The 26413-nt window shown below is 72.2% G+C and carries 26 protein-coding genes and 1 riboswitch; of the genes, 20 read left to right on the top strand and 6 right to left on the bottom strand.

From position 1 onward, the window contains the following. Positions 1–416: 416 nt before the first annotated feature. On the bottom strand, positions 417–1049 hold the full coding sequence (locus OHS33_RS22035) for a hypothetical protein (RefSeq protein WP_330332115.1): 633 nt from the start codon (positions 1047–1049) through the stop codon (positions 417–419). A 252-nt stretch (positions 1050–1301) separates the two neighbouring features. Between OHS33_RS22035 and purN the strand changes: the two genes are divergently transcribed. Continuing rightward, on the top strand, positions 1302–1901 hold the full coding sequence (gene purN, locus OHS33_RS22040; RefSeq protein WP_330332116.1) for a phosphoribosylglycinamide formyltransferase: 600 nt from the start codon (positions 1302–1304) through the stop codon (positions 1899–1901). Further along, entirely contained in the window at positions 1898–3490 is a 1593-nt protein-coding gene (gene purH, locus OHS33_RS22045) for a bifunctional phosphoribosylaminoimidazolecarboxamide formyltransferase/IMP cyclohydrolase (RefSeq protein WP_330332117.1), read from the top strand. Before purN ends, purH begins: the two co-directional genes overlap by 4 nt. 88 nt (positions 3491–3578) lie before the next feature. Here the strand turns inward: purH and OHS33_RS22050 are convergent, their stop codons facing one another. Next, the gene (locus OHS33_RS22050) at positions 3579–4205 is read right to left on the bottom strand and encodes a hypothetical protein (RefSeq protein WP_330332118.1); all 627 of its coding nucleotides are present in this window, start codon (positions 4203–4205) and stop codon (positions 3579–3581) included. Positions 4206–4458: 253 nt separating this feature from the next. Between OHS33_RS22050 and OHS33_RS22055 the strand changes: the two genes are divergently transcribed. Further along, entirely contained in the window at positions 4459–5328 is an 870-nt protein-coding gene (locus OHS33_RS22055; protein WP_330332119.1) for a bifunctional methylenetetrahydrofolate dehydrogenase/methenyltetrahydrofolate cyclohydrolase, read from the top strand. After that, positions 5325–5768 carry a DUF3017 domain-containing protein gene (locus OHS33_RS22060; RefSeq protein ID WP_330332120.1) on the top strand — a complete coding sequence of 148 codons (444 nt, stop codon included), beginning with the start codon at positions 5325–5327 and terminating at the stop codon, positions 5766–5768. The genes OHS33_RS22055 and OHS33_RS22060 overlap by 4 nt, the downstream gene beginning before the upstream one ends. On the opposite strand, the gene OHS33_RS22065 is transcribed toward OHS33_RS22060, so the two are convergent. Then, a complete protein-coding gene (locus tag OHS33_RS22065; RefSeq protein WP_330332121.1) occupies positions 5755–6675 on the bottom strand; it encodes a LysR family transcriptional regulator in 921 nt (306 codons plus the stop codon). The two genes, OHS33_RS22060 and OHS33_RS22065, sit on opposite strands and share 14 nt — an antisense overlap. A 71-nt stretch (positions 6676–6746) precedes the next feature. Between OHS33_RS22065 and OHS33_RS22070 the strand changes: the two genes are divergently transcribed. The 10 genes from OHS33_RS22070 (at position 6747) to OHS33_RS22115 (ending at position 16494) form a co-directional block, all read left to right on the top strand. Continuing rightward, the gene (locus tag OHS33_RS22070; protein WP_330332122.1) at positions 6747–7367 is read left to right on the top strand and encodes a short chain dehydrogenase; all 621 of its coding nucleotides are present in this window, start codon (positions 6747–6749) and stop codon (positions 7365–7367) included. Between the two features lie 164 nt (positions 7368–7531). After that, on the top strand, positions 7532–8284 hold the full coding sequence (locus OHS33_RS22075; RefSeq protein WP_330332123.1) for an aspartate/glutamate racemase family protein: 753 nt from the start codon (positions 7532–7534) through the stop codon (positions 8282–8284). After that, positions 8284–9273 (top strand): DMT family transporter, encoded by a 990-nt coding sequence (locus tag OHS33_RS22080; protein ID WP_330332124.1) that lies wholly within the window; start codon positions 8284–8286, stop codon positions 9271–9273. The genes OHS33_RS22075 and OHS33_RS22080 overlap by 1 nt, the downstream gene beginning before the upstream one ends. 211 nt (positions 9274–9484) lie before the next feature. Continuing rightward, positions 9485–10342, top strand: coding sequence for an iron-containing redox enzyme family protein (locus OHS33_RS22085; protein ID WP_330332125.1), 858 nt, complete (start codon positions 9485–9487; stop codon positions 10340–10342). Positions 10343–10405: 63 nt separating this feature from the next. Next, entirely contained in the window at positions 10406–11476 is a 1071-nt protein-coding gene (locus tag OHS33_RS22090; protein ID WP_330332126.1) for a fatty acid desaturase family protein, read from the top strand. Further along, the gene (locus OHS33_RS22095) at positions 11473–11928 is read left to right on the top strand and encodes a hypothetical protein (protein WP_330332127.1); all 456 of its coding nucleotides are present in this window, start codon (positions 11473–11475) and stop codon (positions 11926–11928) included. Before OHS33_RS22090 ends, OHS33_RS22095 begins: the two co-directional genes overlap by 4 nt. A 215-nt stretch (positions 11929–12143) precedes the next feature. After that, positions 12144–13133, top strand: a complete 990-nt coding sequence (locus tag OHS33_RS22100) for a malate dehydrogenase (protein ID WP_330332128.1) — start codon at positions 12144–12146, stop codon at positions 13131–13133. A 120-nt stretch (positions 13134–13253) separates the two neighbouring features. Continuing rightward, complete coding sequence (locus tag OHS33_RS22105; protein ID WP_330332129.1) at positions 13254–15068, top strand: hypothetical protein; 1815 nt, start codon at positions 13254–13256, stop codon at positions 15066–15068. Further along, positions 15052–15453, top strand: a complete 402-nt coding sequence (locus OHS33_RS22110) for a hypothetical protein (RefSeq protein ID WP_330332130.1) — start codon at positions 15052–15054, stop codon at positions 15451–15453. Before OHS33_RS22105 ends, OHS33_RS22110 begins: the two co-directional genes overlap by 17 nt. Positions 15454–15456: 3 nt before the next feature. Next, entirely contained in the window at positions 15457–16494 is a 1038-nt protein-coding gene (locus OHS33_RS22115) for a hypothetical protein (RefSeq protein ID WP_330332131.1), read from the top strand. Between the two features lie 7 nt (positions 16495–16501). On the opposite strand, the gene OHS33_RS22120 is transcribed toward OHS33_RS22115, so the two are convergent. Then, on the bottom strand, positions 16502–17014 hold the full coding sequence (locus OHS33_RS22120) for a carboxymuconolactone decarboxylase family protein (protein ID WP_330332132.1): 513 nt from the start codon (positions 17012–17014) through the stop codon (positions 16502–16504). Between the two features lie 47 nt (positions 17015–17061). Here OHS33_RS22120 and pdxR point away from each other — a divergent pair, with 47 nt between their 5' ends. Further along, the gene (gene pdxR, locus OHS33_RS22125) at positions 17062–18459 is read left to right on the top strand and encodes a MocR-like pyridoxine biosynthesis transcription factor PdxR (protein WP_330332133.1); all 1398 of its coding nucleotides are present in this window, start codon (positions 17062–17064) and stop codon (positions 18457–18459) included. A 362-nt stretch (positions 18460–18821) separates the two neighbouring features. Here pdxR and OHS33_RS22130 read toward each other — a convergent pair whose 3' ends face one another. Next, positions 18822–19664 (bottom strand): hypothetical protein, encoded by an 843-nt coding sequence (locus OHS33_RS22130; protein WP_330335144.1) that lies wholly within the window; start codon positions 19662–19664, stop codon positions 18822–18824. Between the two features lie 139 nt (positions 19665–19803). On the opposite strand from OHS33_RS22130, the gene OHS33_RS22135 reads away from it, so the two are divergent. Both OHS33_RS22135 and OHS33_RS22140 read left to right on the top strand, forming a co-directional pair. Then, complete coding sequence (locus tag OHS33_RS22135; RefSeq protein ID WP_330332134.1) at positions 19804–20133, top strand: hypothetical protein; 330 nt, start codon at positions 19804–19806, stop codon at positions 20131–20133. A 5-nt stretch (positions 20134–20138) separates the two neighbouring features. Then, on the top strand, positions 20139–21344 hold the full coding sequence (locus OHS33_RS22140; protein ID WP_330332135.1) for a glutathionylspermidine synthase family protein: 1206 nt from the start codon (positions 20139–20141) through the stop codon (positions 21342–21344). 6 nt (positions 21345–21350) lie between these two features. On the opposite strand, the gene rocD is transcribed toward OHS33_RS22140, so the two are convergent. Further along, complete coding sequence (gene rocD, locus OHS33_RS22145) at positions 21351–22595, bottom strand: ornithine--oxo-acid transaminase (protein ID WP_330332136.1); 1245 nt, start codon at positions 22593–22595, stop codon at positions 21351–21353. A 110-nt stretch (positions 22596–22705) separates the two neighbouring features. Continuing rightward, positions 22706–22796: riboswitch (ZMP/ZTP riboswitch) on the top strand. A gap of 35 nt (positions 22797–22831) precedes the next feature. On the opposite strand from rocD, the gene glyA reads away from it, so the two are divergent. The 3 genes from glyA to OHS33_RS22160 all read left to right on the top strand — a co-directional run bounded on the left by glyA (position 22832) and on the right by OHS33_RS22160 (position 26237). After that, the gene (glyA, locus tag OHS33_RS22150; protein ID WP_330332137.1) at positions 22832–24100 is read left to right on the top strand and encodes a serine hydroxymethyltransferase; all 1269 of its coding nucleotides are present in this window, start codon (positions 22832–22834) and stop codon (positions 24098–24100) included. Between the two features lie 375 nt (positions 24101–24475). Then, positions 24476–25489: a tryptophan--tRNA ligase gene (gene trpS / locus OHS33_RS22155; RefSeq protein ID WP_330332138.1), complete on the top strand. Its 1014-nt coding sequence runs from the start codon at positions 24476–24478 to the stop codon at positions 25487–25489. 160 nt (positions 25490–25649) lie between these two features. Beyond that, complete coding sequence (locus tag OHS33_RS22160) at positions 25650–26237, top strand: 2'-5' RNA ligase family protein (RefSeq protein ID WP_330332139.1); 588 nt, start codon at positions 25650–25652, stop codon at positions 26235–26237. The last annotated feature ends 176 nt before the right edge of the window (positions 26238–26413 follow it).

Raw genomic sequence — 26413 nt, forward strand, 5'->3', positions numbered from 1 at the left:
TTGGCCCGGCCCCGCGCCGGGCGGCCGACGGGGCTCCGCCCCTGTTCCCCGGCCCGCGCCCAGCGGGGCGGCGGGGCTTCGCCCCAGGCCCCAGGCCCCAGGCCCGGCCCATGCCGTCTGGGCCCCGGCCCGGGCCCGTGCCCGGCGGAACGGCGGGGCTTCACCCCAGGACCCCAGGACCCCAGCGCCCCGGGCCCTGCCCGCGCCCGGCGGGGCGACGGGGCTCCGCCCCTGTTCCCCGGCCCGCGCCCAGCGGGGCGGCGGGGCTTCGCCCCAGGCCCCAGGCCCCAGGCCCGGCCCATGCCGTCTGGGCCCCGACCCGGGCCCGCACCCAGCGGGACGGTGGGGCTTCGCCCCAGCCCCCGGCCTCCAGCCCCCGGCCCCCACCGCCCCGCCCCGCGGCCAGTGTCCGGCTGCTACTCCGGGACCTTCAGCAGGTCGCCCAGGAAGTTGTCCGGGAGTTGGGTGTTGCACTGGAGTTCCGCGGTGCGGGTGAGGGCGTCGTCGCGGCAGATGTAGAAGTCCTTGTACGCGATCTGCAGGGCGTACGAGCCCAGGGCCAGGATCACGGCCAGGGATGCCGTGACCAGGCCGCTGATCGCCGCCGCGCGCTGGGGGCGGGCCGCCGGGCCCAGGGAGGCCAGGCCGCTCTCGGGTGCGGGGGACGTGGCGGGCGCGGGGGGCGCGGACGGGGTCGGGCGCTTGAAGCGGAGGGCGCTCACGCCCCAGTACAGGGCCAGCGCACCCAGCAGCAGGCCCACCGACGGGATGCCGAAGACGCCGAGGAAGAAGCCCCACATGCCGGCGAGCAGCGCGTACCGGGCGCGCCGCTGCATGGGGTCGGAGGGGTCCCAGCGGGCCGGGCCACCCCCGGGGCCGCCGGGTCCGTCACCGCCGTCCCGGTCCCGGTTCCGGTGTTCCTGGTCGTCCGCACCGTGCCTCGGCTGCCAGGGCTGGTCGGGCCGGCCCTCCGGAGGTGCCGCGAAGGGGTTGTCCTGCTGGGGTCCGGACGGGGGGGTGGGAGAGGAGGGCTGACGGCGGTCCGGCATCGGGTGCGTTTCTTCCCCTGTGTGGTGGTGTGTCCCGTGATGGGTGGCTGCTGGGCGCGGGTAAATGACCGTGAACGGCTTGTATGCCTGACGCTACCTGCCGGTCGTCCCCCCGTCCCTCGGGGGCCGTCCCGTGTGCCGGTATCGTTGCAGGCGGTCGGTGGCTTCGTATGGTCCCCCGTATATCGGGGTGCCCGAGTTTCGTACGACCGCACAAAGACGAAACCCGCATTCCGCAAGAAAGGGCCTCCCATGGCCGCCTCCCGCCTGGTCGTGCTGGTTTCCGGCTCCGGCACCAATCTCCAGGCCCTGCTCGATGCCGTCGATCTCGGTGCCGAAGTCGTCGCCGTGGGGGCCGACCGCGAGAACATCGTGGGTCTGGAGCGGGCCGAGAAGGCCGGCATCCCCACCTTCGTGTGTCCCGTCAAGGGGTACGCCAGTCGCGCGGAGTGGGACGCGGCGCTCACCGAGGCCACCGCCGCGTACGAGCCGGACCTGGTGGTCTCCGCCGGGTTCATGAAGATCGTGGGCGAGCGGTTCATCGACCGCTTCGGCGGCCGGTTCATCAACACGCACCCCGCCCTGCTGCCCGCCTTCCCCGGCGCGCACGGCGTACGGGACGCCCTCGCGTACGGCGCGAAGGTCACCGGGTGCACGGTCCACTTCGTGGACACCGGCGTGGACACCGGTCCGATCATCGCTCAGGGTGTGGTCGGGATCCGGGACGAGGACGACGAAGCCGCTCTCCATGAGCGCATCAAGGAAGTCGAGCGCACGCTGCTCGTCGATGTCGTGGGGCGCCTGGCCCGGCACGGCTACCGCATTGAGGGACGAAAGGTAACAATCCAGTGACCGCCGTAGAGACCGCAGAGAGCAACGACCCCGTGACGACCCAGCGGCCGATCCGGCGCGCGCTCGTCAGCGTCTACGACAAGACGGGACTGGAAGAGCTGGCCCGCGGCCTGCACGAGGCGGGCGTCACCCTCGTCTCCACCGGCTCCACCGCCTCGAAGATCGCCGCCGCCGGGGTGCCCGTCACCAAGGTCGAGGAGCTGACCGGCTTCCCCGAGTGCCTGGACGGCCGGGTCAAGACCCTGCACCCCCGCGTGCACGCGGGCATCCTCGCGGACCTGCGCCTGGAGGACCACCGCCGCCAGCTCGCCGAGCTGGAGGTCGAGCCCTTCGACCTGGTGATCGTCAACCTCTACCCCTTCCGCGAGACCGTCGCCTCCGGCGCGAGCCCCGACGAGTGCGTCGAGCAGATCGACATCGGCGGCCCCTCGATGGTCCGCGCGGCCGCCAAGAACCACCCGTCGGTGGCCGTGGTGACCAGCCCCGAGCGCTACGCCGACGTCCTCACCGCGGCGCAGGGCGGCGGGTTCGACCTGACCGCGCGCAAGCGGCTGGCGGCCGAGGCCTTCCAGCACACCGCCGCCTACGACGTCGCCGTGGCCTCCTGGTTCACGAATGCGTACGCTCCCGAAGAGGGCGCCGTGCTCCCCGAGTTCCTGGCCGGCGCCTGGGACCGCAAGGCGAGCCTGCGCTACGGCGAGAACCCGCACCAGGCCGCCGCGCTGTACACGGACGGCCAGCCGGGCGGGCTCGCCAACGCCGAGCAGCTGCACGGCAAGGAGATGTCCTTCAACAACTACGTCGACACGGAGGCCGCCCGCCGGGCCGCCCACGACCACGACGAGCCCTGTGTCGCGATCATCAAGCACGCCAACCCGTGCGGCATCGCGGTCGGTGCGGACGTCGCCGAGGCGCACCGCAAGGCGCACGCCTGCGACCCGCTGTCGGCCTTCGGCGGCGTCATCGCCGTCAACCGTCCGGTGACCGTCGCGCTCGCCGAGCAGGTCGCGGAGATCTTCACCGAGGTCATCGCCGCCCCGGCGTACGAGGACGGCGCCCTGGAGGTCCTCGCCAAGAAGAAGAACATCCGCGTCCTGAAGGTGGACGGCGACCCGCACCAGCCGGGCGACCTCAAGCCGATCAGCGGCGGTGCGCTGCTCCAGCACTCGGACCTCTTCCAGGCCGAGGGCGACGACCCGGCGAACTGGACGCTCGCCACCGGTGACGCCCTCTCGGCGACCGAACTCGCCGAGCTGGCCTTCGCCTGGAAGGCCTGCCGCGCCGTCAAGTCCAACGCGATCCTGCTGGCCAAGGACGGTGCCTCGGTCGGCGTCGGCATGGGCCAGGTCAACCGCGTCGACTCCGCGAAACTCGCCGTCGAGCGGGCGGGCGCCGAGCGCGCGCAGGGCGCGTACGCCGCTTCGGACGCCTTCTTCCCGTTCCCGGACGGGCTGGAGATCCTGACCGCCGCGGGCATCAAGGCCGTGGTGCAGCCGGGCGGTTCGGTCCGTGACGAGCAGGTCATCGAGGCGGCGCAGAAGGCGGGCGTCACGATGTACTTCACCGGGACGCGCCACTTCTTCCACTGATCCCGGACCGGTTCCTCACACGGCGAAGGCCGCGACCCGCATGCGCTGCGGGTCGCGGCCTTCGCCGTCTGCTGTGTGCCTACGCGGCTCAGAAACGCGGGCGCTTGAACCAGGCGGCGCCGGAGCTGCCGACCACCGAGGCGAGGATGATGCCGCCGAGGGCCAGGCCGACGATCCCGCCGAAGGCGCCGGGCGCGGCACCGTTGGATCCGATGTTGGCGAAGTTGGCGAGGCTGCCCAGCAGGGAGATCGAGGCGTAGACGATCGTCGTGACCCGGATGCCGTTGCCACCCTTGGCGAACTTAACGCCCAGGAAGATGGACAGGGCGGCCATCGCGAGGAACAGGACACCGATGAAGACGAGCACGCCGCCCACCATGCCGCCCGCGGTGCTGGTCGAGCTGCTGCTGCTCGAAGAGCTGACGCTCGTCACCGCGGCGCCGCCGATGGCCATGCCGATGCCGCCGATGATCTGGAGGCCGCCGATGATGAAGAGCAGGACGCGCGAGGTCTTCAGAAGGCCCGGCATCTGCATGGGCGCACCCGGGTATCCGCCCGGGTAACCGGCGGGGGCACCCTGCTGCGGGTAGCCGTATCCGGGCTGGCCCTGCGGCGGGATGCCCTGCGGGGCCTGCTGCGGGTAGCCGTAACCGGGCTGGCCCTGCGGTGCCTGGGGCTGCTGTCCGTACGGGTTGTTCGGGTCGCCGAAACTCATCTTGAGGTGTTCCTCCGTGGAAGTGCGGGGACGCACGGCACGCACGGAGGAACTCTGCAACTTGCGGTACGCCCCCCGGCACTGCCCGCGGCACTCTTTGCCCTGCATCGTCGTCGGACTGGCCTGGACTTGTCCAGTTGGTTCCCGCGAGCCCCGTAACTTGTTGTGCAAGTGCAATGAACCGGGCGGCCAGGTGAGCGGCTTGACGGATCCTGAGTGGAACCGGGGGCGGTCCATCCGGGAGGATGGGGCCATGACCGCCCAGATTCTCGATGGCAAGGCCACCGCGTCCGCGATCAAGTCCGAACTGACGGCCCGCGTGGCGGCCCTCACGGCCCGGGGCATCACCCCCGGCCTGGGCACCCTGCTGGTCGGCGACGACCCGGGGAGCCGCTGGTACGTCAACGGCAAGCACAAGGACTGCGCCGAGGTCGGCATCGCCTCGATCCAGCGCGAACTGCCCGCGACGGCCTCCCAGGAGGACATCGAAGCGGTCGTCCGTGAACTCAACGCGAACCCCGAGTGCACGGGGTACATCGTCCAACTGCCGCTCCCCAAGGGCATCGACACCAACCGCGTGCTCGAACTGATGGACCCGGCGAAGGACGCCGACGGCCTGCACCCGATGTCGCTCGGGCGGCTGGTGCTGAACGAGCCGGGTCCGCTGCCGTGCACTCCGTACGGGATCGTGGAGCTGCTCCGGCACCACGGGGTGGAGATCAACGGCGCGCACGTGGTGGTGCTCGGCCGCGGGATCACCGTCGGCCGGTCCATCGGGCTGCTGCTGACCCGCAAGTCGGAGAACGCGACCGTGACGCTGTGCCACACCGGTACGCGTGACCTGCCCGCCCTGCTGCGGCAGGCGGACATCGTGGTGGCGGCGGCGGGCGTCCCGCACCTGGTCAAGCCCGAGGACGTGAAGCCGGGGGCGGCGGTCCTCGACGTCGGCGTGAGCCGGGACGAGCACGGGAAGATCGTCGGGGACGTGCACCCGGGGGTCGCGGAGGTGGCCGCGTGGCTGTCCCCGAACCCGGGCGGCGTCGGTCCGATGACGCGGGCGCAGCTGCTGGTGAATGTGGTGGAGGCGGCGGAGCGGCTGGTTCCGGCGGCGGAGACCGCGTGAGCACGCCGGAGCCGTCCGCCCACAAGGGGTCCGGCCAGGAGCCGGGCGGTACGCGGCCGTCGCGCCGCCCGCCCGCCGTCACGCTCGACACCGCCCGGCCCGAGGGCGGTGGCCGCGCGGCGCCCGGAGGCGCGCCCGCGCCCGCGCGTCAGTGGCCGATGCTCAGCGTGCTCGGGGCCACCGCCGCCGGGCTGCTCATCACCGCGCTCGGGTACTCCCGGGTCGGCTGCCTGCTCATCGGGGTGGCGCTGGTCGCCGCCGCGGTGCTGCGGCGGGTGCTGCCGTCCGTGGGGATGCTCGCGGTCCGGTCCCGCTTCACGGACATGGTCACCTACGGCCTCCTCGGCGTCGCGATCATCCTGCTCACGCTGGTGACGGAGCCGAAGCCGTGGCTGGAGATCCCGTTCCTGACGGACGCGGTGCGGTTCACGGTCCGCTGAGCGCCGGTCCGCCGGGCGCGGGTGCGCCGAGCGCCGCCAGGGTGGCCAGGGTCGCCGCGATGGCGGGCTGGGCCTTGGCGCCCGTACGGACCAGCGCCTCGATGGTCCGGCCGCGCCCCGGCAGCGTGAGCACCGCGGTGCCGGGCGGCGGGCTGCCGCACAGCAGCTTCGGCAGGATCGTCACCGCGTGCCCGGTGGCCACCAGCCACAGCGCCCCGCGCAGGTCCCCGCAGTCGTGCTCGATCCTGGGGGTGAACCCGGCGTTGCGGCAGGCGTGCAGCAGCATCTCGCGGCAGCTGCTGGGCGGCGGCGCGGCGATCCACGCCCGGTCGCGCAGGGCCGCGAGCCCGTCCCGCTCCACGGCCGGACGCAGCGCCTCCGGGAACGCCAGGCAGAGCGGGTCGTCGAACAGGGGCACCGAGGTGGTGCCGATCGCGGGCGGCTCGCCGAGCAGGTGGTAGTGGTAGGTGACGGCCAGGTCCAGCTCGCGCCGGCGCAGCCGCGGCACCGCGTCCTCCGGTTCGGCCTGGACGATCCGGGGCCGCAGCAGCGGGTGACGGCGGGCCAGTTCCGCGACGAGCGGGGCCGCGACAGGCCCCAGCGCGCTCGGCGCGCAGCCGATGCTCAGCTCCCCGCTGAGGTCGTCGTCGAGCGCCCGTACCGCCCCCTCGGCCCGCTCCAGCGCGGCCAGGACGTGCTCGCACTCGGCCGCGAGGGCCGCCCCGGCCGCCGTGAGCCGCAGTCCGCGCCCCTCGCGCCGCATGAGGGAGGCGCCCGCCTCGGTCTCCAGGGCCCGCAGTTGCTGGGACACGGCGGAGGGGGTCACGCCGTGGAGATCGGCGACCGCGGTCACCTTTCCGTGTTGTGCCAGGTCACGAAGGATCACCATGCGCTTCACATCAAGCATGAGTTCATCTTAATGATGGTTGAAGCCTGAGTAGCTGGACTTCACTGTCTTTCCCGCGCCATCCTCGGACCATGACGACTCCGAAGACTCAGAAGATTCTGCTGATCGGTGCGAACGGCACCCTCGGGCGAGCGGTTCACACGGCTCTGCGGGAGCGCGGCCACGAGGTCCTCACCGCGTCCCGCAAGGACTCGGACTTCTCCGTCGACATCACCGATCCCGCCTCGATCCGCGCCCTGTACGACCAGGCGGGCCCGGTCGACGCGGTCGCGAGCGCGGCGGGCAGCGTCCCGTGGAAGCCCGTGGGCGAACTGACCACCCAGGACATCCGGGCCGGCCTCGAAGGCAAGGCCGTCAGCCAGATCGAGCTGGTCCTCCAGGGCCTGGAGCGGCTGCCCGAGCACGGCTCGTACACGCTCATCACCGGCATCCTGGCCCGCGAGTTCCTGCTCACCGGCGCGGTCTCCTCCCTCGCCAACGGCGCCGTCGAGGCCTTCGTCCGCGCGGCCGCCATCGAACTCCCGGGCCGCCAGCGGATCAACGCGGTCAGCCCGACCGTCTTCGAGGAGTCCCTTGACCTCTACGGCGACGCCTTCGCCGGATTCGACCCCGTACCGGTGAGCCGGGCCGCGGCCGCCTACGTGAAGTCGATCGAGGGCCACCAGACCGGGCAGGTCTTCCGCGTCGGGTAGGTGAATAGCCGCACTGCGTAAAGCCGAACCATCGCCACACCTTCCAACACCCGCCTCTGGAATGCACAGTCGGTAGGTATCTCTGGAATTTTCCGGATTACGGAGGGACAGTGATGAACGCAACGGACGAAGGCTCGGGAATAGGAACAGGGACGTCTCCCCGAGTGCTCAAGATCGGACTCGTCGGGGGCCTCAGCTTCCCGTCGACGATCACCTACTACTACCGCATAAACCGCGAGATCAACAGCCGGCTCGGTCTCGCGCATTCCCCGCGCATCGCCCTGGAAAGCCTGGACTTCCAGCCGATGGTGGAAGCGATCGCGGCCCGGGACGGCGACTCGGTGGCCGGGCAGATCGCGGGAGCGGCGCGCCGCCTGCAGGCGGGCGGCGCGGAGTTCTTCGCGATCTGCTGCAACACCGTCCACGAGTACGCCGACCTGGTCACCGCGCAGACCGACCTCCCGCTCATCAACATCTGCAAGGTGACCGCGGCGGAGACCGAACGCCGCGGCTTCACCAAGATCGGCCTGCTGGGCTCCGCCTTCTCCATGGAGGAGTCCTTCTACCGCGACGAGTTCACCGCCCGCGGCATCGAGGTCGTCGTCCCGGAGGCGGACGACCGGGCCTTCATGCAGTACTCCATCGAGCGCGAGCTGTGCACCGGCACCATCTCGCAGGCCACCCGGGACCGCTTCCTGCGGATCTCGAACGACGTCCTCGCGCAGGGCGCGCAGGCGCTCGTACTGGCCTGCACCGAGGTGCCGCTGGTGGTCCGTCCCGAGGACTTCGACGCCCCGGTCATCGACACCGTCCACGTCCACACCGAGGCCATCGTGGAGTACGCCCTCGCCCACGCCGGGGCGGCGGAGCCGGTCCCCGCCGCCGAGGCGGCCACCGCGGGCGCCGGGCGGTCGTGATGCGCGCCGTCCACGTCAAGATGACGGTCGCGACGGTCCTCCTCGGCTCGTACCTCGTCGCGAGCAAGCTGATCCTGCGCGAGGTGCCGGTCTTCACCGCCACGTTCGTGCGCCTGGTCGCCGCGGTCGTGGTGCTCGCCGTGTACCTGCGGCTGCGGCCCCCCGAGCGCGGCGGGGGCGCGCGGCCCGCCCGGCCGGGGCGGCGCGACGCGCTGGTGCTCTTCGCGCAGACCCTGCTCGGGGTGTTCCTGTTCAGCGTGTTCGCCATGTACGGCGTGAAGATGACCGGGGCCATCGAGGCCGGCGTGCTCCTCGGCATGGTGCCCATCTCGATCAGCCTGGTCGCCATCGTCTTCCTAGGGGAGCGGCTGACCGGGCGGCGCGGGCTGGGCATCGCGCTGGCCGTGCTCGGCGCCGTCAGCATCAATGTGATGAGCGGCGGCGGGCGCACGGCCGGCGCGCACGCGGCGCTCGGCGTGCTGCTGCTCGTGTGCTCCGTGCTGTGCGAGGCGGTGTTCGTCACCTTCGGCAAGCTGCTGAAGACGCCCATCGCGCCCGCCCGGCTCTCGCTGATCCTGTCGGTGGCCGGGGCGCTGATGTTCCTGGTGCCGGCGGGCGTCGAGTCGCACTGGGGGGCGGCCCTGGCCGGGGTGAGCTGGCAGACCTGGGCGCTGATGGCGTACACCGGGGTGGCCATCAACGGCATCGCGGTCGTGCTCATGTACGACAGCCTCGACAGCGTGGACACCACGGTGGTGGCGGCCTTCACGGCGCTCACCCCGGTCAGTGGCGCCGTGCTGTCCGTATTGCTGCTCGGCGAACAGCTGCGCGTCTACCACCTGGTCGGCATGGCCCTGGTGGTCGGCGGGGTCTTCGTCGTGGCGAAGGAAAAGCCCGCCGTGAAAGCGGTGAGTGCGGTGAAAGAGGTGAAGGAGCCGCAGGAATCCGCGGAGGTCCATCCTGCGTATTCCGGCAATGCGGTTGTCTGAACCTTGAGAGGCCTTCTGCGCCGTGCCCCCGGCACGGCAGAGTCTCAGTCAGGACGAGACTCTCAAGAAGGGAACGGTACCAATGGCAACTGCCCTTGCTGCCCCTCTCATTTCCTCCGCATCTGGTTCGGCTTCGGTGAATTCCTTTGACCAGGAACTCGCGAACGACCTGGCAAAGGCTTTTCCGCAGTCCGGGCCACACGACCGTGAAGTGCGGCTGAAGCTCTTCAAACGGCTCCACGCCCACTACGTCGCCTACATGGCGGGTCCCGAGGACTTCTCCTCGATCCCCCGGCTCAACGGCGACCCGGGCATCACGGCCATCGAGGACGCCTGGCTGTCCTGGGAGGACGGCCAGGTGGACCTCGCCGCGCTGCCGAAGACGGGCGCGGAGTTCCGCAGCTGGTTCCTGACCACCGCGGACCAGCACACCCAGCCCGAGTTCTGTGCCTACCTCGCCGACGAGGCCGACCTCAACGAGATCGCCCTCTTCTTCATGGGCGAGGAGCTGGTCGACAGCAAGTTCGACGACCTGATGGCCATGGTGCAGATCGGCACCCAGGGCCCCACCAAGCTCACCATCGCCGAGAACTACTGGGACGAGATGGGCGAGGGGAACATCGAGCACATCCACACCCGGATGTTCGAGCACTCCGCCCAGTACATGCGCACCCACTTGGCGAAGTCGTCCATCGACTACTCCAACCTCCAGTTCCCCGAGGCGTACGAGAACGCCTCGCTGCTCCTCCAGTACGGCATCCACCGCCACCTCAACCCCCGTGCCCTGGGCGCGATGGGCGTCCTGGAGCAGAGCGCCTCGCCGCGCTTCCAGGCGATGGTCGACGGCTGCCGCCGCCTCGGCGTCCCGGAGGACGTCATCGACTACCAGCGGATCCACGTCCACGTGGACGCCGATCACGGCGCCGAGTGGTTCGAGGGGGTCTTCGTACCGCTCGTGGACCGCTCGCCCGGCCTGCTCCGGGAGATCTCCCTCGGGGTGCTCACCCGGGTGCGCGTGGCCAATGGCTACTACTCGCGCATCTGGGACGCCATGAAGGCACTCCGCTAGCAGCCGGAGGCCCATGAGGGCCGGGACAGCCGGGACAGGGAACGTCGAGAACGGGTGGAATCGATGCCGATCGCAGAAATACCCCGGAAGCCGCAGCTCCTGTACGCACGAGCCCGCGTGACCGGGCACGACCAGACCGTCTACATCATCAAGCTGTTCGTCGCCGCGGCGCTCATCGCCGCGGGCGTCCTGCTCACGGCGCAGGACGGACTGCTGCCCTCCGCGGCGGGAGTGGTGCTCCTCGCCGCCGTCTACACGCACATGGTGGAACTCCAGCACCAGGCGCTGCACCACACCGCCTTCACCTCCGCCAAGCCCCACCGGATCGTCGGGATCCCGCTCGGGCTGCCGCTGCTCGTGTCGTACACCCACTACCGGGTGCGCCACCTCCAGCACCACAAGGCCCTCGGGACCCCGCAGGACTCGGAGTTCTTCGGCTTCGACACCAGGGCCCCCCTCACCTGGGGGATGCTGGCGCGCGGCGCCTTCGACTACTCGCGGCTGTGGGTGATCGGCCGCGAGATCGTCCGCAGCTGGCGGGGCACCTGGGAGTACGACGCCGGGGACATCTCCGACCGCAGGCGCGGCGAGATCATGTCCGAGTACCGGTGGATGGCCGTACTGCCCGTCGCCGCGGTGGCCCTGGCGCTGGCCGGGTACGGCGGGCCGGTGCTGGAACTGTGGGTGCTGCCGCTGCTCGTCGCGGCGCCGATGCACTTCTTCCTGGAGCTGCCGGAGCACATCCTGTGCGACACGGAGACCACGGACGTGCTGCGCAACACCCGCTCCATCACCGGGAGCTGGTTCAGCACCTGGTACACCAACGGCAACAACCTGCACGTCGAGCACCACGCGGCGATGACCGTGTCGATCAACCGGCTGCGGGCCCGCCACGACGAGGTCACCACCCTGGCGAAGTACGTCGACCGGAGCTATCCGGCGTTCTTCCTCTCGGTGGCGCGGGAGGCGATGCGCAACGCGCGGCGCTCGCCGGAACCCGTGGCCGAGCAGGCCGAGGCGGCCCGGGCAACGACCGGGGAATCGACCAGGGAATCGACCCGGGAATCCGCCCGGGAGTCGGTGTCCGTCGGGGCCGTGAGCGGGCCGCGCCGCTCCCGGGAGGGGTCGGAATGAACCGGCGGCCCGTCCAGGTGCAGGGGCCGGCGATCCATCTGGCCGCCGCGATCTCCGCTCAGCGCATCCCCGGTCTGATCAGTGCTTCCTTCATCGGCAGCCAGATCCGGCTGGAGGTCCCCGAGGCCGAGTTCAGCATCTGGGTCGGCGCGTGCGGGCCGGACGGGCTGGTGCTGCGGATCGAAGCGGTGTTCCGGGAGCTGGGCCAGGACCGCCGGGCGGGCGGCACCTGGTGGAACACCTGGGACCTCACGGTGGGGACGCCCGCCGCGGAGTTCCCGGAAGCGGAGTTCCCGGAACCGGACGCCGCCGCCGCGGACCGCCCCCGGGAGCGGAGGTGCGTACCGGCCGAGCGGACGGCGCGGGCCCTGTCCGGGGAGATCGCCGTGGCCCGCCGCAGGTTCGCGGACCTGCTGGCGGAAGCCAGGGAACAGGGACGGGCCGCGGCCTGAACGGGTGCGAACGGATGCGCCGGCCGGGGGAATCCCGGCCGGCGCACCCGTTCGTGTGCCACGGACCACACGGACCCGGCGCATGGGCCGCTCCCGGGTCGGATAGCCTGACGGCGGATGTCTCTTCACGTCAAGATTCACTGCGGATATGGAGCGGCGTCCTCCAGCACATGGGGCAGGGACGCCCCACCGCCAGCTGTCTAACGGAGAAGGCCATGACCCGCACTCCCGTGAATGTCACCATCACCGGCGCCGCCGGCCAGATCGGCTACGCGCTGCTCTTCCGCATCGCGTCCGGTCACCTGCTCGGCCCGGACGTGCCGGTCAACCTGCGCCTCCTGGAGATCCCGCAGGGCCTCAAGGGCGCCGAGGGCACCGCCATGGAGCTCGACGACTGTGCCTTCCCGCTGCTGCGCGGCATCGAGGTCACCGACGACGCCAACGTGGCCTTCAACGGCGCGAACGTCGCCCTCCTGGTCGGCGCCCGCCCGCGTACCAAGGGCATGGAGCGCGGCGATCTGCTCGCGGCCAACGGTGGCATCTTCAAGCCCCAGGGCAAGGCCATCAACGACAACGCCGCGGACGACATCAAGGTCCTCGTCGTCGGCAACCCGGCCAACACCAACGCGCTCATCGCGCAGGCCGCGGCCCCGGACGTACCGGCCGAGCGCTTCACCGCGATGACCCGCCTGGACCACAACCGCGCGCTCTCGCAGCTGGCCGCCAAGACCGGCGCCGCCCTCTCCGACATCAAGCGTCTGACGATCTGGGGCAACCACTCGGCCACCCAGTACCCGGACATCTTCCACGCGGAGATCGCGGGCAAGAACGCCGCCGAGCTGATCGCCGACCAGGCCTGGCTCGCCGACGACTTCATCCCGACCGTCGCCAAGCGCGGCGCGGCGATCATCGAGGCCCGTGGCGCGTCCTCGGCCGCCTCCGCCGCCAACGCCGCCATCGACCACGTGTACACGTGGGTCAACGGCACCGCCGAGGGCGACTGGACCTCCATGGGCATCCCGTCGGACGGCTCCTACGGCGTGCCGACCGGCATCATCTCGTCCTTCCCGGTCACCACCAAGGACGGCGCGTACGAGATCGTCCAGGGCCTGGACATCAACGAGTTCTCCCGCGCCCGCATCGACGCCTCCGTGGCCGAGCTGGTCGAGGAGCGCGACGCGGTCCGCGAGCTGGGCCTCATCTAGTCGCACCCCGTACGCCCCTTGCGCCCCGGCCAAACCTGGCCGGGGCGCTTTGGCTTGGACCGGGGCGCTTTGGCTGGTATTCGACTGTCCGGGGAGATAAAAGAAACCTAAGGTCGCCCGGTGACCGACCTCCCTCTTCCCCACCAGCCCACACCGTCCGACCGTGGCGGCGGCGGAGACGACGTCCGCAACGGCCGCCCCCCGGTCCACCCGGCGCTCAGCGAAGCGGGCCGGATGCTGTGCGCGGGCACCTACCTCGACGCCGCCTACCGCGACAAGGTGATCGACGAGCTGTACGTGCACGAGGAGCGCATCGTCGCCCCCTCGTACGGCTTCGACGCCGCCCGCGTCCTCGCCCACGCGCTGCGCGCCCGCCGCGCCGAACTCGGCTGGGCCGCCGGGATACTCGGCGCCTGGTTCGTCGGCATGATCCTCACCGGCGGCGCGCTCCTCGGCCTGCTGGTGCCCTTCGTGCTGCTGAGCCTGTCCGGCTGGCTGCGCGCCCACGACAACCGCCTGGTGCGCTTCCTGGGCGTGGTGCTGCGCATCTACACCTGGCTGTTGCTGCTCCTGCTGGTCATCGGGCTCATCGGGGTGGGGCTGGCCGCGGGGAACGCCTTCGGGCCGCTCGGCGTCTTCGGCGCCGACACCTTCCTGAGCGGCTTCTCCGGTTCCGTCACCGGTTCGGGGGACCCGTACTCCTCCGGCTACGACAGCTACGCGTCCTCCGCGTCCTCCGGTTCCTCCGGACTCGGCGCCGCCGCGGCCCTGTGGTGGGTCCTCGCCGTCTTCCTCGCGATGGTCGCGCTCGTCTGGTTCCAGCGCGGCCAGGCCGCCCGGGCCATCGCCGGGGAACTCTCCCCGCGCCGGTACGCCGACCTCGCGGGCGACCCCGCCGAGGCCGCCCAGGGCGTCCGCTTCGCCCGGATCCGCGGCCGGGTCCGGGCCGAGCAGCACAACCCGCTGATCATGTACAACGTCAACGACCCGTTCTGCGGCGCGGGTGATCCGTACCGCCCGTGGCACCTGTCCGTCGAACTGCGCCCGCGCGAGGACCTCGGCCCCGACCGCAAGGCCGTCCCGGTCACCAACAGCGACATCGTGCGCCGGATCGTCCCGCTGGTCCAGGCCCTGCGGGTGCCCTCGCCGCACGGCTCACCGGCCGCCGAGGCCGCCGTACTGGACCGGATGCGCGAACTCGTCGTCGACGAATGCGTGTTCCTGCCCGGCGGCGGGCTGCCGCACCGCAACGCCGTCCCGCTCACCCCGGACGCCTGGGCCGAGCACCTCGGCGGCGCCCTCGAAGAGGGCGGCGAACGCCGCCGCCACTTCCTGCGCATCCGGGTCGGCGGCTGGGACGAGAACCTCGTCGTCACCGTCTTCGTCCGCGTCCACACCCAGGGCGGCATGATGATGCTGGAGGTCGCGCCGCACGTCCTGCTGCCGCTGCGCACCGTCTTCCAGAACGCCGACGCCGACGCCCACCGCTACCTCCACAACAACTGGCTGGGCAAGGCCGCCTGGGCGCTGCGCCACACCCCCGCCTCCTTCGTCTCCTCCGTCGCCATCCTCGGCCGCGGCATCGCCAGCTGGTGGCGGATCCTCACCGGCGGCCACGGCGGCGCCCTCCCCGAGGGCCCCGGCCTGTCGGTGCGCGAACTCGCCTCCCAGGACAACGGATCGCTCTTCCATCTCATGGACCTCGACCGGTACCTGAAAACCATCCAGGACCGGGTGGTCAGCGGTGTGACACTTGCACTGCACGAAGCGGGCTGGCACACCGAGGAGTTCGCCCAGCGTGCGATCACGGTCGCGGAGGGCGGTACGTACATCCAGTCGGTGAACAACAGCGCCTTCAGCGTCGGTGGCAGCGGACACACCAACACCACCAACCACTCGGGCAGGAGGAGGAGCAGCGGTGGCCATCAGCGGTGAGCAGGAGCGCGGCCGGGAGCGCGGCCGGGACGGCGGAGGGTCCGTCCACTTCGGCGACATCAACGGGAGCAGCTTCAGCATCGGCGGCAGCAACAACACCAACACGGTCAACACCTACGGCGCCGGGGCCGTGCCCGGTCCCGGGGAACTCCTGGAAGCGGTCCTGGACCTGCGCGCCGCGCTCGTCCGGGTGCCGCGCGGCGCCGACCGCACCGCGCTCGACGCCGAACTGGACGCGGTCGCAGGCGACTTGGAAGACACGGACGCGATCCGGCCCGGGCTGGCGGAGCGGCTGCGCGCGGCCCTCACCCGCTGGGCCCCCCTCGTCGAGCCGCTGAACGCGGCGACCGCGCTCGGCGCCCTGCTCGTGTCGCTGGGAGGCTGAACCGTGCCCCCCGCTTCCTCCGGGACGCCCCGCTGGGACTCCCAGGCCCAGCGCTGGGTCTGGGACGCGGCGCCCGCCGCGCCCTCGTCGGCGCCGACCGCGGCCCCGCCGACGGTGCCCGCGCAGCCGACGGCCCCGCCCGAGCAGCCCCCGTACGGACCGCCGCCCGCGCACCCGGTGTACGGGCCCCCGGACCCGGGGATCTGGCTGCCGGGCGGCGCCGACCAGCAAACGCCGCCGCAGACGCAGACGCAGCCGGCCCATGCGCAACCGCCGTTCCCGCCGCCCGGTTACCCGATCCCGCCGGCGTACCCGGGCGCGGACGGATACCCGGGCGGGGACGGATACGGGCCGCAGCGCCGCTGGCTGACCCCGGCCACGGCGGGCATCGCGGTGGCCGCCGTCGCGATCGGCGCGGCCGTCGTGTGGTTCGTGCTGCGCGACTCCGGCGGCTCCGCCCCGGACCAGGCGCGCGGCACCGCGACGCCCAGCGCCACCGCGTCGCTCTCCCCGGACCCGACGGGCGGCCCGTCCGCGTCCGCGTCGGCCTCGCCGTCGTCCTCCGCCTCGCCCAGCGCGAGTACGAGCGCCAGTACGAGCCCGTCGGCGGCCGCAGGCCATGTGACCGTGACCGACCCGAAGGGCTTCACGGTCGCCGTGCCCAAGGGCTGGTACCGGGACGACCCCGGCAACGGCATCTTCTACCGCACCGCCGACCGCTCCTCGCTGCTCCAGATCTTCCAGGTGGTGGAACCGGAGCTGAGCCCCCTCGACGCCGTCAAGGGGGCCTCGGCCGACCTCCGCAACCGCACCAGCGGCTACACGGAGATCAAGGTAGGCGCGGTGCCCGGCGGTTCGGGCGCCTGTGAGCTGGTCTACGAGTACGACAGCGCGGAGTCGCACGGCCGCCGCCGGGGCGTCGAACGGGTCTTCTACGCCCAGGACGGCAACAAGTGGGCCCTGCTGACGGCCGGCCCGGCCGGGGAGTGGGACGCCACCCAGGAACACCTCGCGGCCGCGGTGGCGTCCTTCCACCCCTAGATCGGGATCAGCTCTTGTACATGCCCGGGGTGTAGTGCCCGGGCACCATGCGGGTGGTGACGCCGAACCGGTTCCACACGTTGATCGTCGCGATCACGGCGATCAGCTGGGCCAGTTCGGCCTCACCGAAGTGCTTCGCCGCCTTCTCGTACACCTCGTCGGGAACGAAACCGTCGGTCAGGACGGTCACGGCCTCGGTCAGCTCGATCGCGGCCAGCTCCTTCTCGGTGTAGAAGTGCCGCGACTCCTCCCACGCGCCGAGCAGGACGATCCGGTCGACGCTCTCGCCCGCCGCGATCGCGTCCTTCGTGTGCATGTCCAGGCAGAAGGCGCAGTGGTTCAGCTGCGAGGCGCGGATCTTCACCAGCTCGACGAGGGCCGGGTCCAGGCCCTTCTTCGAAGCGATCTCCAGGGCGAGGACCGCCTTGTAGACCTCCGGGGCGAGCTTGCCGATCTGCATCCGCGGGGTGTGCTCGGGTGCGTGGTGGTCGTGCGTGCCGTGCTGTTCGTTCGTGGTCATGGGGTCCACCGTACGCAGCGGGCGGCCCGCCGGTATGGTCCATATTCATGACCGATTCGTGGGCCACTTTCGGCGCTGACCTGCATCTGGAGCTGACCTTGGGCCGCGGCCTGCGGGCCGGGCTCACCGAATCGCTGCGCGAGGCCGCGCGCGGCGGACGGCTCGCCCCCGGCACCCGGCTGCCCTCCTCGCGCACCCTCGCCGCCGACCTCGGGATCGCCCGCAACACGGTCGCCGAGGCCTACGCCGAACTCGTCGCCGAAGGCTGGCTCACCGCCCGCCAGGGCTCCGGGACCCGGGTCGCCGAGCGGGCCCGCCCGCGCCGGGCCGCCGCGGCCGCGCCGGTACGCCACCCCGCGCGCCGGGGGCCCTCGTACAGCCTGATGCCCGGCTCCCCGGACCTCGGCGGCTTCCCCCGCGCCGCCTGGCTGAGCGCGGCCCGGCGCGCGCTCACCGACGCCCCCAACGAGGCCTTCGGCTACGGCGGGGACCCGCGCGGCCGGCCCGAACTGCGCGAGGCGCTCGCCGGATACCTGGCCCGGGCGCGCGGGGTGTACGCCGACCCCGAACGCATCGTGCTGTGCTCCGGCTTCGCCCACGGACTGCTGCTGATGACCCGGCTGCTGCGGGCGCGCCGGGTCCGGGAGGTCGCGGTGGAGGCGTACAGCCTCGACGTGCACCGCGACCTCCTCACGCGCGGCGGGCTGCGGACCCGGCCGCTGGCGCTGGACGCCTCCGGCGCGCGGACCGCTGAACTCGCCGGGTCGGGGGCGGGCGCCGTCCTCCTCACCCCCGCGCACCAGTTCCCCACCGGGGTCGCGCTGACGCCCGGGCGGCGGGCGGCCGCCGTCGACTGGGCGCGGACCGCCGGGGGCCTGATCCTGGAGGACGACTACGACGGCGAGTTCCGCTACGACCGCCAGCCCGTCGGCGCGCTCCAGGGCCTCGACCCGGACCGGGTCGTCTACCTCGGCACCGCCAGCAAGTCCCTGGCGCCGGGGCTCCGGATGGGCTGGATCGTCGCGCCGCCCGGGCTCGTCGAGGAACTCCTCGCCGTCAAGGGGCGCACCGACTGGACCTCCAGCGCGCTGGACCAGCTGACGCTGGCGCAGTTCATCACCTCCGGGGCGTACGACCGGCACGTACGGGGGATGCGGCTGCGGTACCGGCGGCGGCGCGACGAACTCGTGGCGGCGGTGGGGGAGCGGGTGGCCGTGTCCGGCATCGCGGCGGGGCTGCACGCGGTGCTGGACCTCCCGGCGGGGACCGAGCGCTCGGTCCTCCAGGCCGCCACCTGGCAGGAACTGGCCCTGGAGGGCCTGGCCCGCTTCCGCCACCCGGAGGCCGACATGCCGCCCCGCGACGCCCTCATCGTCGGCTACGGCACCCCCTCCGACAGCGCCTGGACCCCCACCCTCACCGCCCTCCGCGCAGCCCTCCCCTAACCGGGAGCCGCCCAGGCCCCATCCCAGCCCCGCCGGGACCTGGCCAAACCCGGCCTCGCTGGACCGGAGCCAAACTCAGCCTCGCCGGCGTTTGAGGCGCCGCGGGAGGCCACCCCAGCAGCAGGCAGCGCCCATCTCAGCCCCGCCGGGGCCGGAGCCAAACTCAGCCTCGCCGGTGTTTGAGGCGCCGCCGGAGGCACCCCGGCCACGCGGGGCCGTCGGGTGGTCGGGAGCCCTCAAGCGTCGGGCGGGCTGATGTCGCCTCCGGCGGCGCCTCAAACGCCGGCGGGGCTGGAGCGGGCCCGGCGCACCCCGCAACCCCCAGCCTGCCCGGCGATTGAGGGCCCGCCGGAGGCGAGGAGCTACGGGGCGGGGTCGGTGGCGGCAGGGGTTGGGGGGTCGCCGAAGCGGGCCAGGGTCAGGGCGCCGGCGACGGCTACGGCGAAGCCGAGGGCCGCCAGCCAGGTCAGACCGTCACGGGTGCGATCCCCGAGGCACAGGACCCCGACCACGGCCGGGCCGATCGTCTCGCCCAGGACCAGCCCGGCCGTGGCCGCCGTCACCGACCCGCGTTGCAGGGCCGAGGTCAGGAGCAGGAAGGCCGCCCCACCCCCCAGCAGCAGCGCGTAGAGCGCCGGGTTCGCCACCAGCGCCCCCGGCGCGAAGCCGTCGATCAGCCGGACCGCGACCTCCACCACCCCGAAGCCCGTTCCCGCGCCCAGCCCCAGCACGAGCGCCCGCGAGCGGTCCGGCAGCCGCCCGGCCGCCGCCCCCACCAGCAGGACCGCCGCCGCGGCCGCCAGCATCGACCACTTGAGCGCCGTACTCCCCGGCCGGGAGCCCTCGGCCCCGGAGGCGAGGCCCAGCAGGGCGAGGCCGAGGCAGACGACGCCGACCGCCCCCCACTCCGTACCGCTGAGCCGGACCTTCAGCAGCCGCGCCGCGACCACGGCGGTCACCGCGAGGCTGGCGGCCAGTGCCGCGCCGACGGCGTAGATGGGGATCGAGCGCAGGGCGATGATCTGGAAGACGAAGCCGATCCCGTCGAGGCTCAGACCGGCCAGATACCGCCACTGCCGCAGCGCCCGCAGCAGCAGCGCGGGGTCCACTCCGGACCCCGTACCCGGCTCGGCCGCCCGCGCGGCCACCGCCTGGAGCACGGAGGCCGTACCGAAACAGACCGCCGAAGCCAGCGCGCACACCATCCCGATCAGCACGCGACGAACTGTAGACCCAGACGGAGACCTGGACGGAGACGTGGACGCAGCGGCCGGATTCCACCGGTGGGGCGCCCCGCTCTAGGGTGGGGCCCGACACACGCGCCGGCCAGGGGAGCCCCCGTCCATGGACAACGACAACACCAGCGGTACGACGCCGACGCCGACGCCGACGCCGACGCGGCGGCGGATGCGGTCCGGCGCCGTCGCCCTCGGCGGGGTGGGGCTGCTCGCCGCTTCCCTCGTGGCCTGCGGCTCCAGCGGTGAGCCCGACAAGCGGTGCGTGTCGAAGACCTCGATGGACAAGCTGGACAGCAAGGAGTGCCGCAGCGGCGGCCGCGGCACCTACTACTACGGCGGCACCACCAGCAACGGCAAGGCCACCGGCGGCAGCTTCGACAAGTCGGCGGTCAGCCGCGGCGGCATCGGCGGCGGCCACAAGTCCAGCGGCGGCTGAGCGGCGTGCGCCGTCACACGATCGAGCCGCGCCCCGACTGGCAGCGGACCGTCGAGGAGCAGGGGCTGGTCTATCCGCTGACCCGCTATCCCGACGACTCCCTGCGCCCCTACTGGGACGAGAGCGCGTACTACTCCTTCACGCTCCCCGAGGTCGAGGCGCTCGAAGACGTCGTCGAGGAGCTGCACAGGATGTGCCTGGCCGCGGCCGCGCACATCGTGGAGCACGACCGGTTCGCCGACCTCGGGATCAGCGATCCGCGGCTCGCCGCGCTGATCGCCGGGTCCTGGCGGCGGCGCGCCGAACAGCCGTCCCTCTACGGCCGGTTCGACCTGCGCTACGACGGTGCGGGCGGCCCCGCCAAGATGCTGGAGTACAACGCGGACACCCCGACCTCCCTGGTGGAGGCGGCGAGTCCGCAGTGGTTCTGGATGGAGGAGCGCTTCCCCGGCGCCGACCAGTGGAACTCGCTGCACGAGCGGCTCGTCGCGGCCTGGCGCCGCCAGGCCCGCCTGCTGCCGCCCGGGCCCGTGCACTTCGCGCACTCCGAGGCGGACGAGCTGGGCGAGGACCTGATGACGGTCGCCTACCTCCAGGAGACCGCCGAGCAGGCCGGGCTGGCGACCGAGGCCCTCTCCGTCGAGCGGATCGGCTGGGACCGGCTCTCCGGCCGGTTCGTCGACGAGAAGCTCCGCTTCATCCGCAGCTGCTTCAAGCTCTACCCGTGGGAGTGGCTGGCCGAGGACGAGTTCGGCCCGCAGGTGCTCGACACCATCGACCTCGGCGGAGCCTCCGGTTCCACCCTGTGGATCGAGCCGCTCTGGAAGATGCTGCTGTCCAACAAGGCGCTGCTGGCGATCCTGTGGGAGCTGTACCCGGACCACCCGAACCTGCTCCCCGCCTACCTCGACGGCCCGCGCGAGCTGGCGCACACTACGGGGTACGCCGTGAAACCGCTGCTGGGCCGCGAGGGCGCCGGGGTCACCCTGCACCCCGCGGGCGCACCCCCGTACGAGCCCCCCGCCGAGCCGGACGAGGACGACGGGCCGGTGTGCTTCCAGGGCCTCGCCCCGCTGCCCGACTTCGACGGCAACCGGGTGGTGCTCGGCGCGTGGGTCGTCGAGGACGAGGCGGCGGGGCTCGGCATCCGCGAATCCGCGGGGCCGGTCACGGACGAGTACGCCCGCTTCCTGCCCCACGTGATCCTCTAGGGCCCGTTACGCGGACAGGACCGCGCGCAGTTGGTCGAGGCCCCAGTCCAGGTCCTCCTTGCTGATGACCAGCGGCGGTGCGATCCGGATCGTCGACCCGTGGGTGTCCTTGACCAGGACCCCCCGCGCCATCAGCTTCTCGGAGATCTCCCGGCCCGTGCCGAGCGACGGGTCGATGTCGACCCCGGCCCACAGCCCGCGCCCGCGCACGGCGGTCACCGCGCCGCCGCCCACCAGCAGCCCCAGCTCCCGGTGCAGGTGGTCGCCGAGTTCGGTGGCGCGCTGCTGGTACTCGCCGGTGCGCAGCATCGCGATCACCTCCAGGGCGACCGCGCAGGCCAGCGGGTTGCCGCCGAAGGTGGAGCCGTGCTCGCCGGGGTGGAACACGCCGAGCACGTCCCGGTCGGCGACCACCGCCGACACCGGCACGACGCCGCCGCCGAGCGCCTTCCCCAGGATGTAGAGGTCCGGTACGACGCCCTCGTGGTCCAGGGCGAAGGTCTTCCCGGTCCGGCCGAGGCCCGACTGGATCTCGTCGGCCATGAACAGCACGTTCCGCTCGCGCGTCAGCTCCCGTACGGCCTTCAGGTAGCCCGGCGGCGGCACCAGTACGCCCGCCTCCCCCTGGATCGGCTCCAGCAGCACGGCGACGGTGGTGTCGGTGAGGGCCGCCGCGAGGGCGTCGAGGTCGCCGTAGGGGACGATGTCGAAGCCGGGCGTGTAGGGCCCGTAGTGGTCGCGGGCCTCGGGGTCGGTGGAGAAGGACACGATGGTCGTCGTACGGCCGTGGAAGTTGTTGGACGCGACGATGATCCTGGCCTGGCCGTCGGGGACGCCCTTGACCTCGTAACCCCACTTGCGGGCGGTCTTCACGGCGGTCTCCACCGCCTCCGCGCCCGTGTTCATCGGCAGCACCATCTCCTTGCCGCACAGCTCGGCCAGCTCGCGGCAGAAGTCGGCGAAGCGGTCGTGGTGGAAGGCGCGCGAGGTGAGGGTGACCCGCTCCAGCTGCTCTTTCGCGGCGTCGATCAGCCGCCGGTTGCCGTGGCCGAAGTTGAGGGCCGAATAGCCCGCGAGCATGTCGAGGTAGCGCTTGCCCTCCACGTCGGTCATCCAGGCGCCCTCCGCCGAGGCGACGACGACGGGGAGCGGATGGTAGTTGTGCGCGCTGTGCGCGTCGGCGGCGCTGATCGCGGCCGAAGTGGCGGCATGGCTCTGGGCATCGCTCTTGGCATCGATCTGAGTCGACACGGGGTCTCCGTTTCGTCCGTGCGGGACAAGTGACGAGGGTGGCGTCATTGTCTATCTCGCTCGCGATCCGGACGGGGAAACCTCGAACGTGGCGCGGCCGCTAAGCTGGCGGCACGCACGGCGACTGGCGTACGGAGAACCAACTCCGGGGGAGTCGTGCGCGCACGACCGCATCAAAGGCCGCTCGCCTGGGCCTCGCGGGGACGAGATCTGACATCGACCCCGGAGGAGCCGCCATGTCCGCGAGCCGCCACCCCGCCCTTTTCGCGACCGACCCCGAACTCGCCTCGTTCGTCACGGCGGAGGAACAGCTCCAGGCCGACACCCTGCGCCTGATCCCCAGCGAGAACTACGTGTCCGCGGCGGTGCTCGAAGCGTCGGGCACCGTGCTGCAGAACAAGTACAGCGAGGGGTACCCGGGCCGCCGCTACTACGAGGGCCAGCAGAACATCGACCGCATCGAGGCCCTCGCGATCGAGCGGGCCAAGGGCCTGTTCGGCGTGGACCACGCCAACGTCCAGCCGTACTCCGGATCCCCGGCCAACCTGGCCGTCTACCTGGCCTTCGCCAAGCCCGGCGACACCGTTATGGGCATGGCCCTGCCGATGGGCGGGCACCTGACCCACGGGTGGGGCGTCTCCGCGACCGGGACGTGGTTCCGGGGCGTGCGCTACGGCGTCCGCCGGGACACCGGCTTGATCGACTTCGACGAGGTCCGTGACCTGGCCCTCAAGGAGCGGCCGAAGGTCATCTTCTGCGGTGGCACCGCGCTGCCCCGGACCATCGACTTCGCCGCCTTCGCCGAGATCGCGAAGGAGGCCGGGTCGGTGCTGGTGGCCGACGTCGCGCACATCGCGGGCCTGATCGCGGGCGGCGCGCACCCCAGCCCGGCCGAGCACGTGGACGTCGTCTCCACCACCACGCACAAGACCCTGCGCGGGCCGCGCGGGGCGATGCTGATGTGCCGCGAGGAGCACGCGAAGGCCATCGACAAGGCGGTCTTCCCCGGGCTCCAGGGCGGGCCGCACAACCAGACCACGGCGGGCATCGCGGTCGCCCTGCACGAGGCGGCGCAGCCGGGGTTCGTGTCGTACGCGCACGGGGTGGTCGCCAATGCGAAGGCGCTCGCGGCGGCGCTGCTGGAGCGGGGCTTCGACCTGGTGTCGGGCGGTACCGACAACCACCTGATCCTGATGGACCTGACCTCGCGGGGCGTGCCGGGGAAGGTGGCGGCCAAGGCGCTGGACCGGGCGGGGATCGTCGTGAACTACAACACGGTGCCGTTCGACGCGCGCAAGCCGTTCGATCCCTCGGGGGTGCGGATCGGGACGCCGTCGCTGACCTCGCGGGGGCTGCGGCCGGAGCACATGCCGGTGGTCGCGGACTGGATCGCGCGCGGGGTCACGGCCGGGGCCGCCGGTGACGAGGCCGCGCTTTCCGCGATCCGCGCCGAGGTGACCTCCCTGACGTCCGCCTTCCCGGCCCCGGGCCTCCCGGTCTCCTGACCACCGCCCGGTGGGCCCTCCGGGGGCCCTCCGGGGGCGCCTCAAACGCCGGCGAGGCTGGGATGGCGGGCCTGTGGGGCGCCACAACCAGCGGCACGTGAGCTGCATGGGCAGCGAATTCAGCCCCGCCGGCGTTTGAGGCGCCCCCGGAGGGGACGAGCGGCCGCGGCCGGAGTCGGGGAGTGGCCCGCACGGCCGGAAAGCGGTCGCTTGATTCGCGCAAGATCAAGCCGACCGGATACGAGCGGGTACGGAAGGTGACGCCCGCCCCCGCACCGGCACCGGACCGCCGCCCAGCTCCGCGCACAGCGGCCGGCAGCCCGGATCCGGCCAGCGGGGGCCGAAGACCACCCCCGCACCTGAGAGAATGGGGCCATGGCCTCTGATCGTCCCCGCGCGCTCTCCGGTATCCAGCCGACCTCCGGTTCGTTCCACCTCGGGAACTACCTCGGAGCGATCCGGCAGTACGTCGCCCTGCAGGAATCCCACGACGCCTTCTACATGGTCGTCGACCTGCACGCGATCACCATGCCGCAGGATCCGAAGGAACTGCGCGCCAATACGCGGCTCTCCGCCGCCCAGCTGCTCGCCGCCGGGCTCGACCCCGAGCGCTGCACCCTCTTCGTCCAGAGCCACGTGCCCGAGCACGCGCAGCTCGGCTGGGTCATGAACTGCATCACCGGCTTCGGCGAGGCCAGCCGGATGACCCAGTTCAAGGACAAGTCCGCGAAGTCGGGCGCGAACAACGCCACGGTCGGCCTGTTCACGTACCCGATCCTGCAGGTCGCCGACATCCTGCTGTACCAGGCGAATTCCGTCCCGGTCGGCGAGGACCAGCGCCAGCACATCGAGCTGACCCGCGACCTGGCCGAGCGCTTCAACCAGCGCTTCGGGCAGACCTTCACCGTCCCGGCCGCCCACATCGTCAAGGAGGTCGCGAAGATCTACGACCTCCAGGACCCGGCGATCAAGATGTCGAAGTCCGCGTCCACCCCCAAGGGTCTGATCAACCTCCTCGACGAGCCCAAGGCCACCGAGAAGAAGATCAAGAGCGCGGTCACCGACACCGAGGCCGAGATCCGCTTCGACGCCGAGAAGAAGCCCGGCGTCAGCAACCTGCTCACGATCTACTCCACCCTCACGGGTACGGCGATCCCCGTCCTGGAGGAGAAGTACGAGGGCAAGGGCTACGGCGCGCTGAAGACCGACCTGGCCGAGGTCATGGTCGATTTCGTCACGCCGTTCAAGCAGCGCACCCAGGAGTACCTGGACGATCCGGCGACGCTGGACGCCATCCTCGCCAAGGGTGCGCACAAGGCCCGCGCGGTCGCCTCCGAGACCCTGGCGAACGCCTACGACCGGCTCGGTTTCCTGCCCGCGAAGCCCTGACGACGGGCCCCCGGAGCGCCGGGACCTGCGACTCTGGCCGTTTGGATGACCTGCCCTCACACTGGGGGCGGGACATCTCGCACAGACCACGCCCAGGCGATGCCCAGGCGGCGCACAGACGCATCCGGACGACCACCTTCAGACCACCGAGGAGACATACGTGGGGACCGTAACGCTCGGCGTTTCGATCGCGGTCCCGGAGCCGTACGGCAGCCAGCTCCAGCAGCGGCGCGCCGGCTTCGGGGACGCTGCCGCGCACGGCATCCCCACGCACGTCACGCTCGTGCCGCCGACCGAGGTGGACGGGGACCGGCTGCCGGCGATCCGGGCCCACCTGGCCGAGGTCGCGGCGGCCTTCCGCCCCTTCGTGATGCGGCTCGCGGGCACCGGGACCTTCCGGCCGCTCTCGCCCGTGGTCTTCGTGAAGGTCGTCGAGGGCGCCGCGGGCTGCACCCGGCTCCAGGGCCAGGTGCGCGACTCCGGCGGCCCGGTCAGCCGCGAGCTGGCCTTCCCGTACCACCCGCACGTCACGGTCGCCCACGGGATCTCCGAGGAGGCGATGGACCTGGCCTTCGAGTCCCTCGCCGACTATGACGCGGAGTGGGTCTGCGCGGGCTTCGCGCTCTACGAGCAGGGCTCCGACGGGGTCTGGCGCAAGCTGCGCGAGTACCCGTTCGGGACGGGCCCGACGGGGGTTCCGGCGCAGGCCGGTTCCCCGGTCGACGAGCCGACCGCACACCGCGCCTGACCCGCCCGGCCCTGCCCGTGGCTCTGTCCCCGTCCCCGCTCCCGGCCGACCGGGCGCAGCGGGCGCAGGGCGAGCAGCGTACGGAATCGGAGCGTGCGCAGGAGCAGGTAGCGGAACGGGCGGTTCGTGGCCGCGGTGCGAAAAGTCACAATCGACGACCGTAGCGCCCAAAAGCG

Origin of the sequence: Streptomyces sp. NBC_00536 (assembly GCF_036346295.1) — a bacterium.
GTDB lineage: Bacteria > Actinomycetota > Actinomycetes > Streptomycetales > Streptomycetaceae > Streptomyces.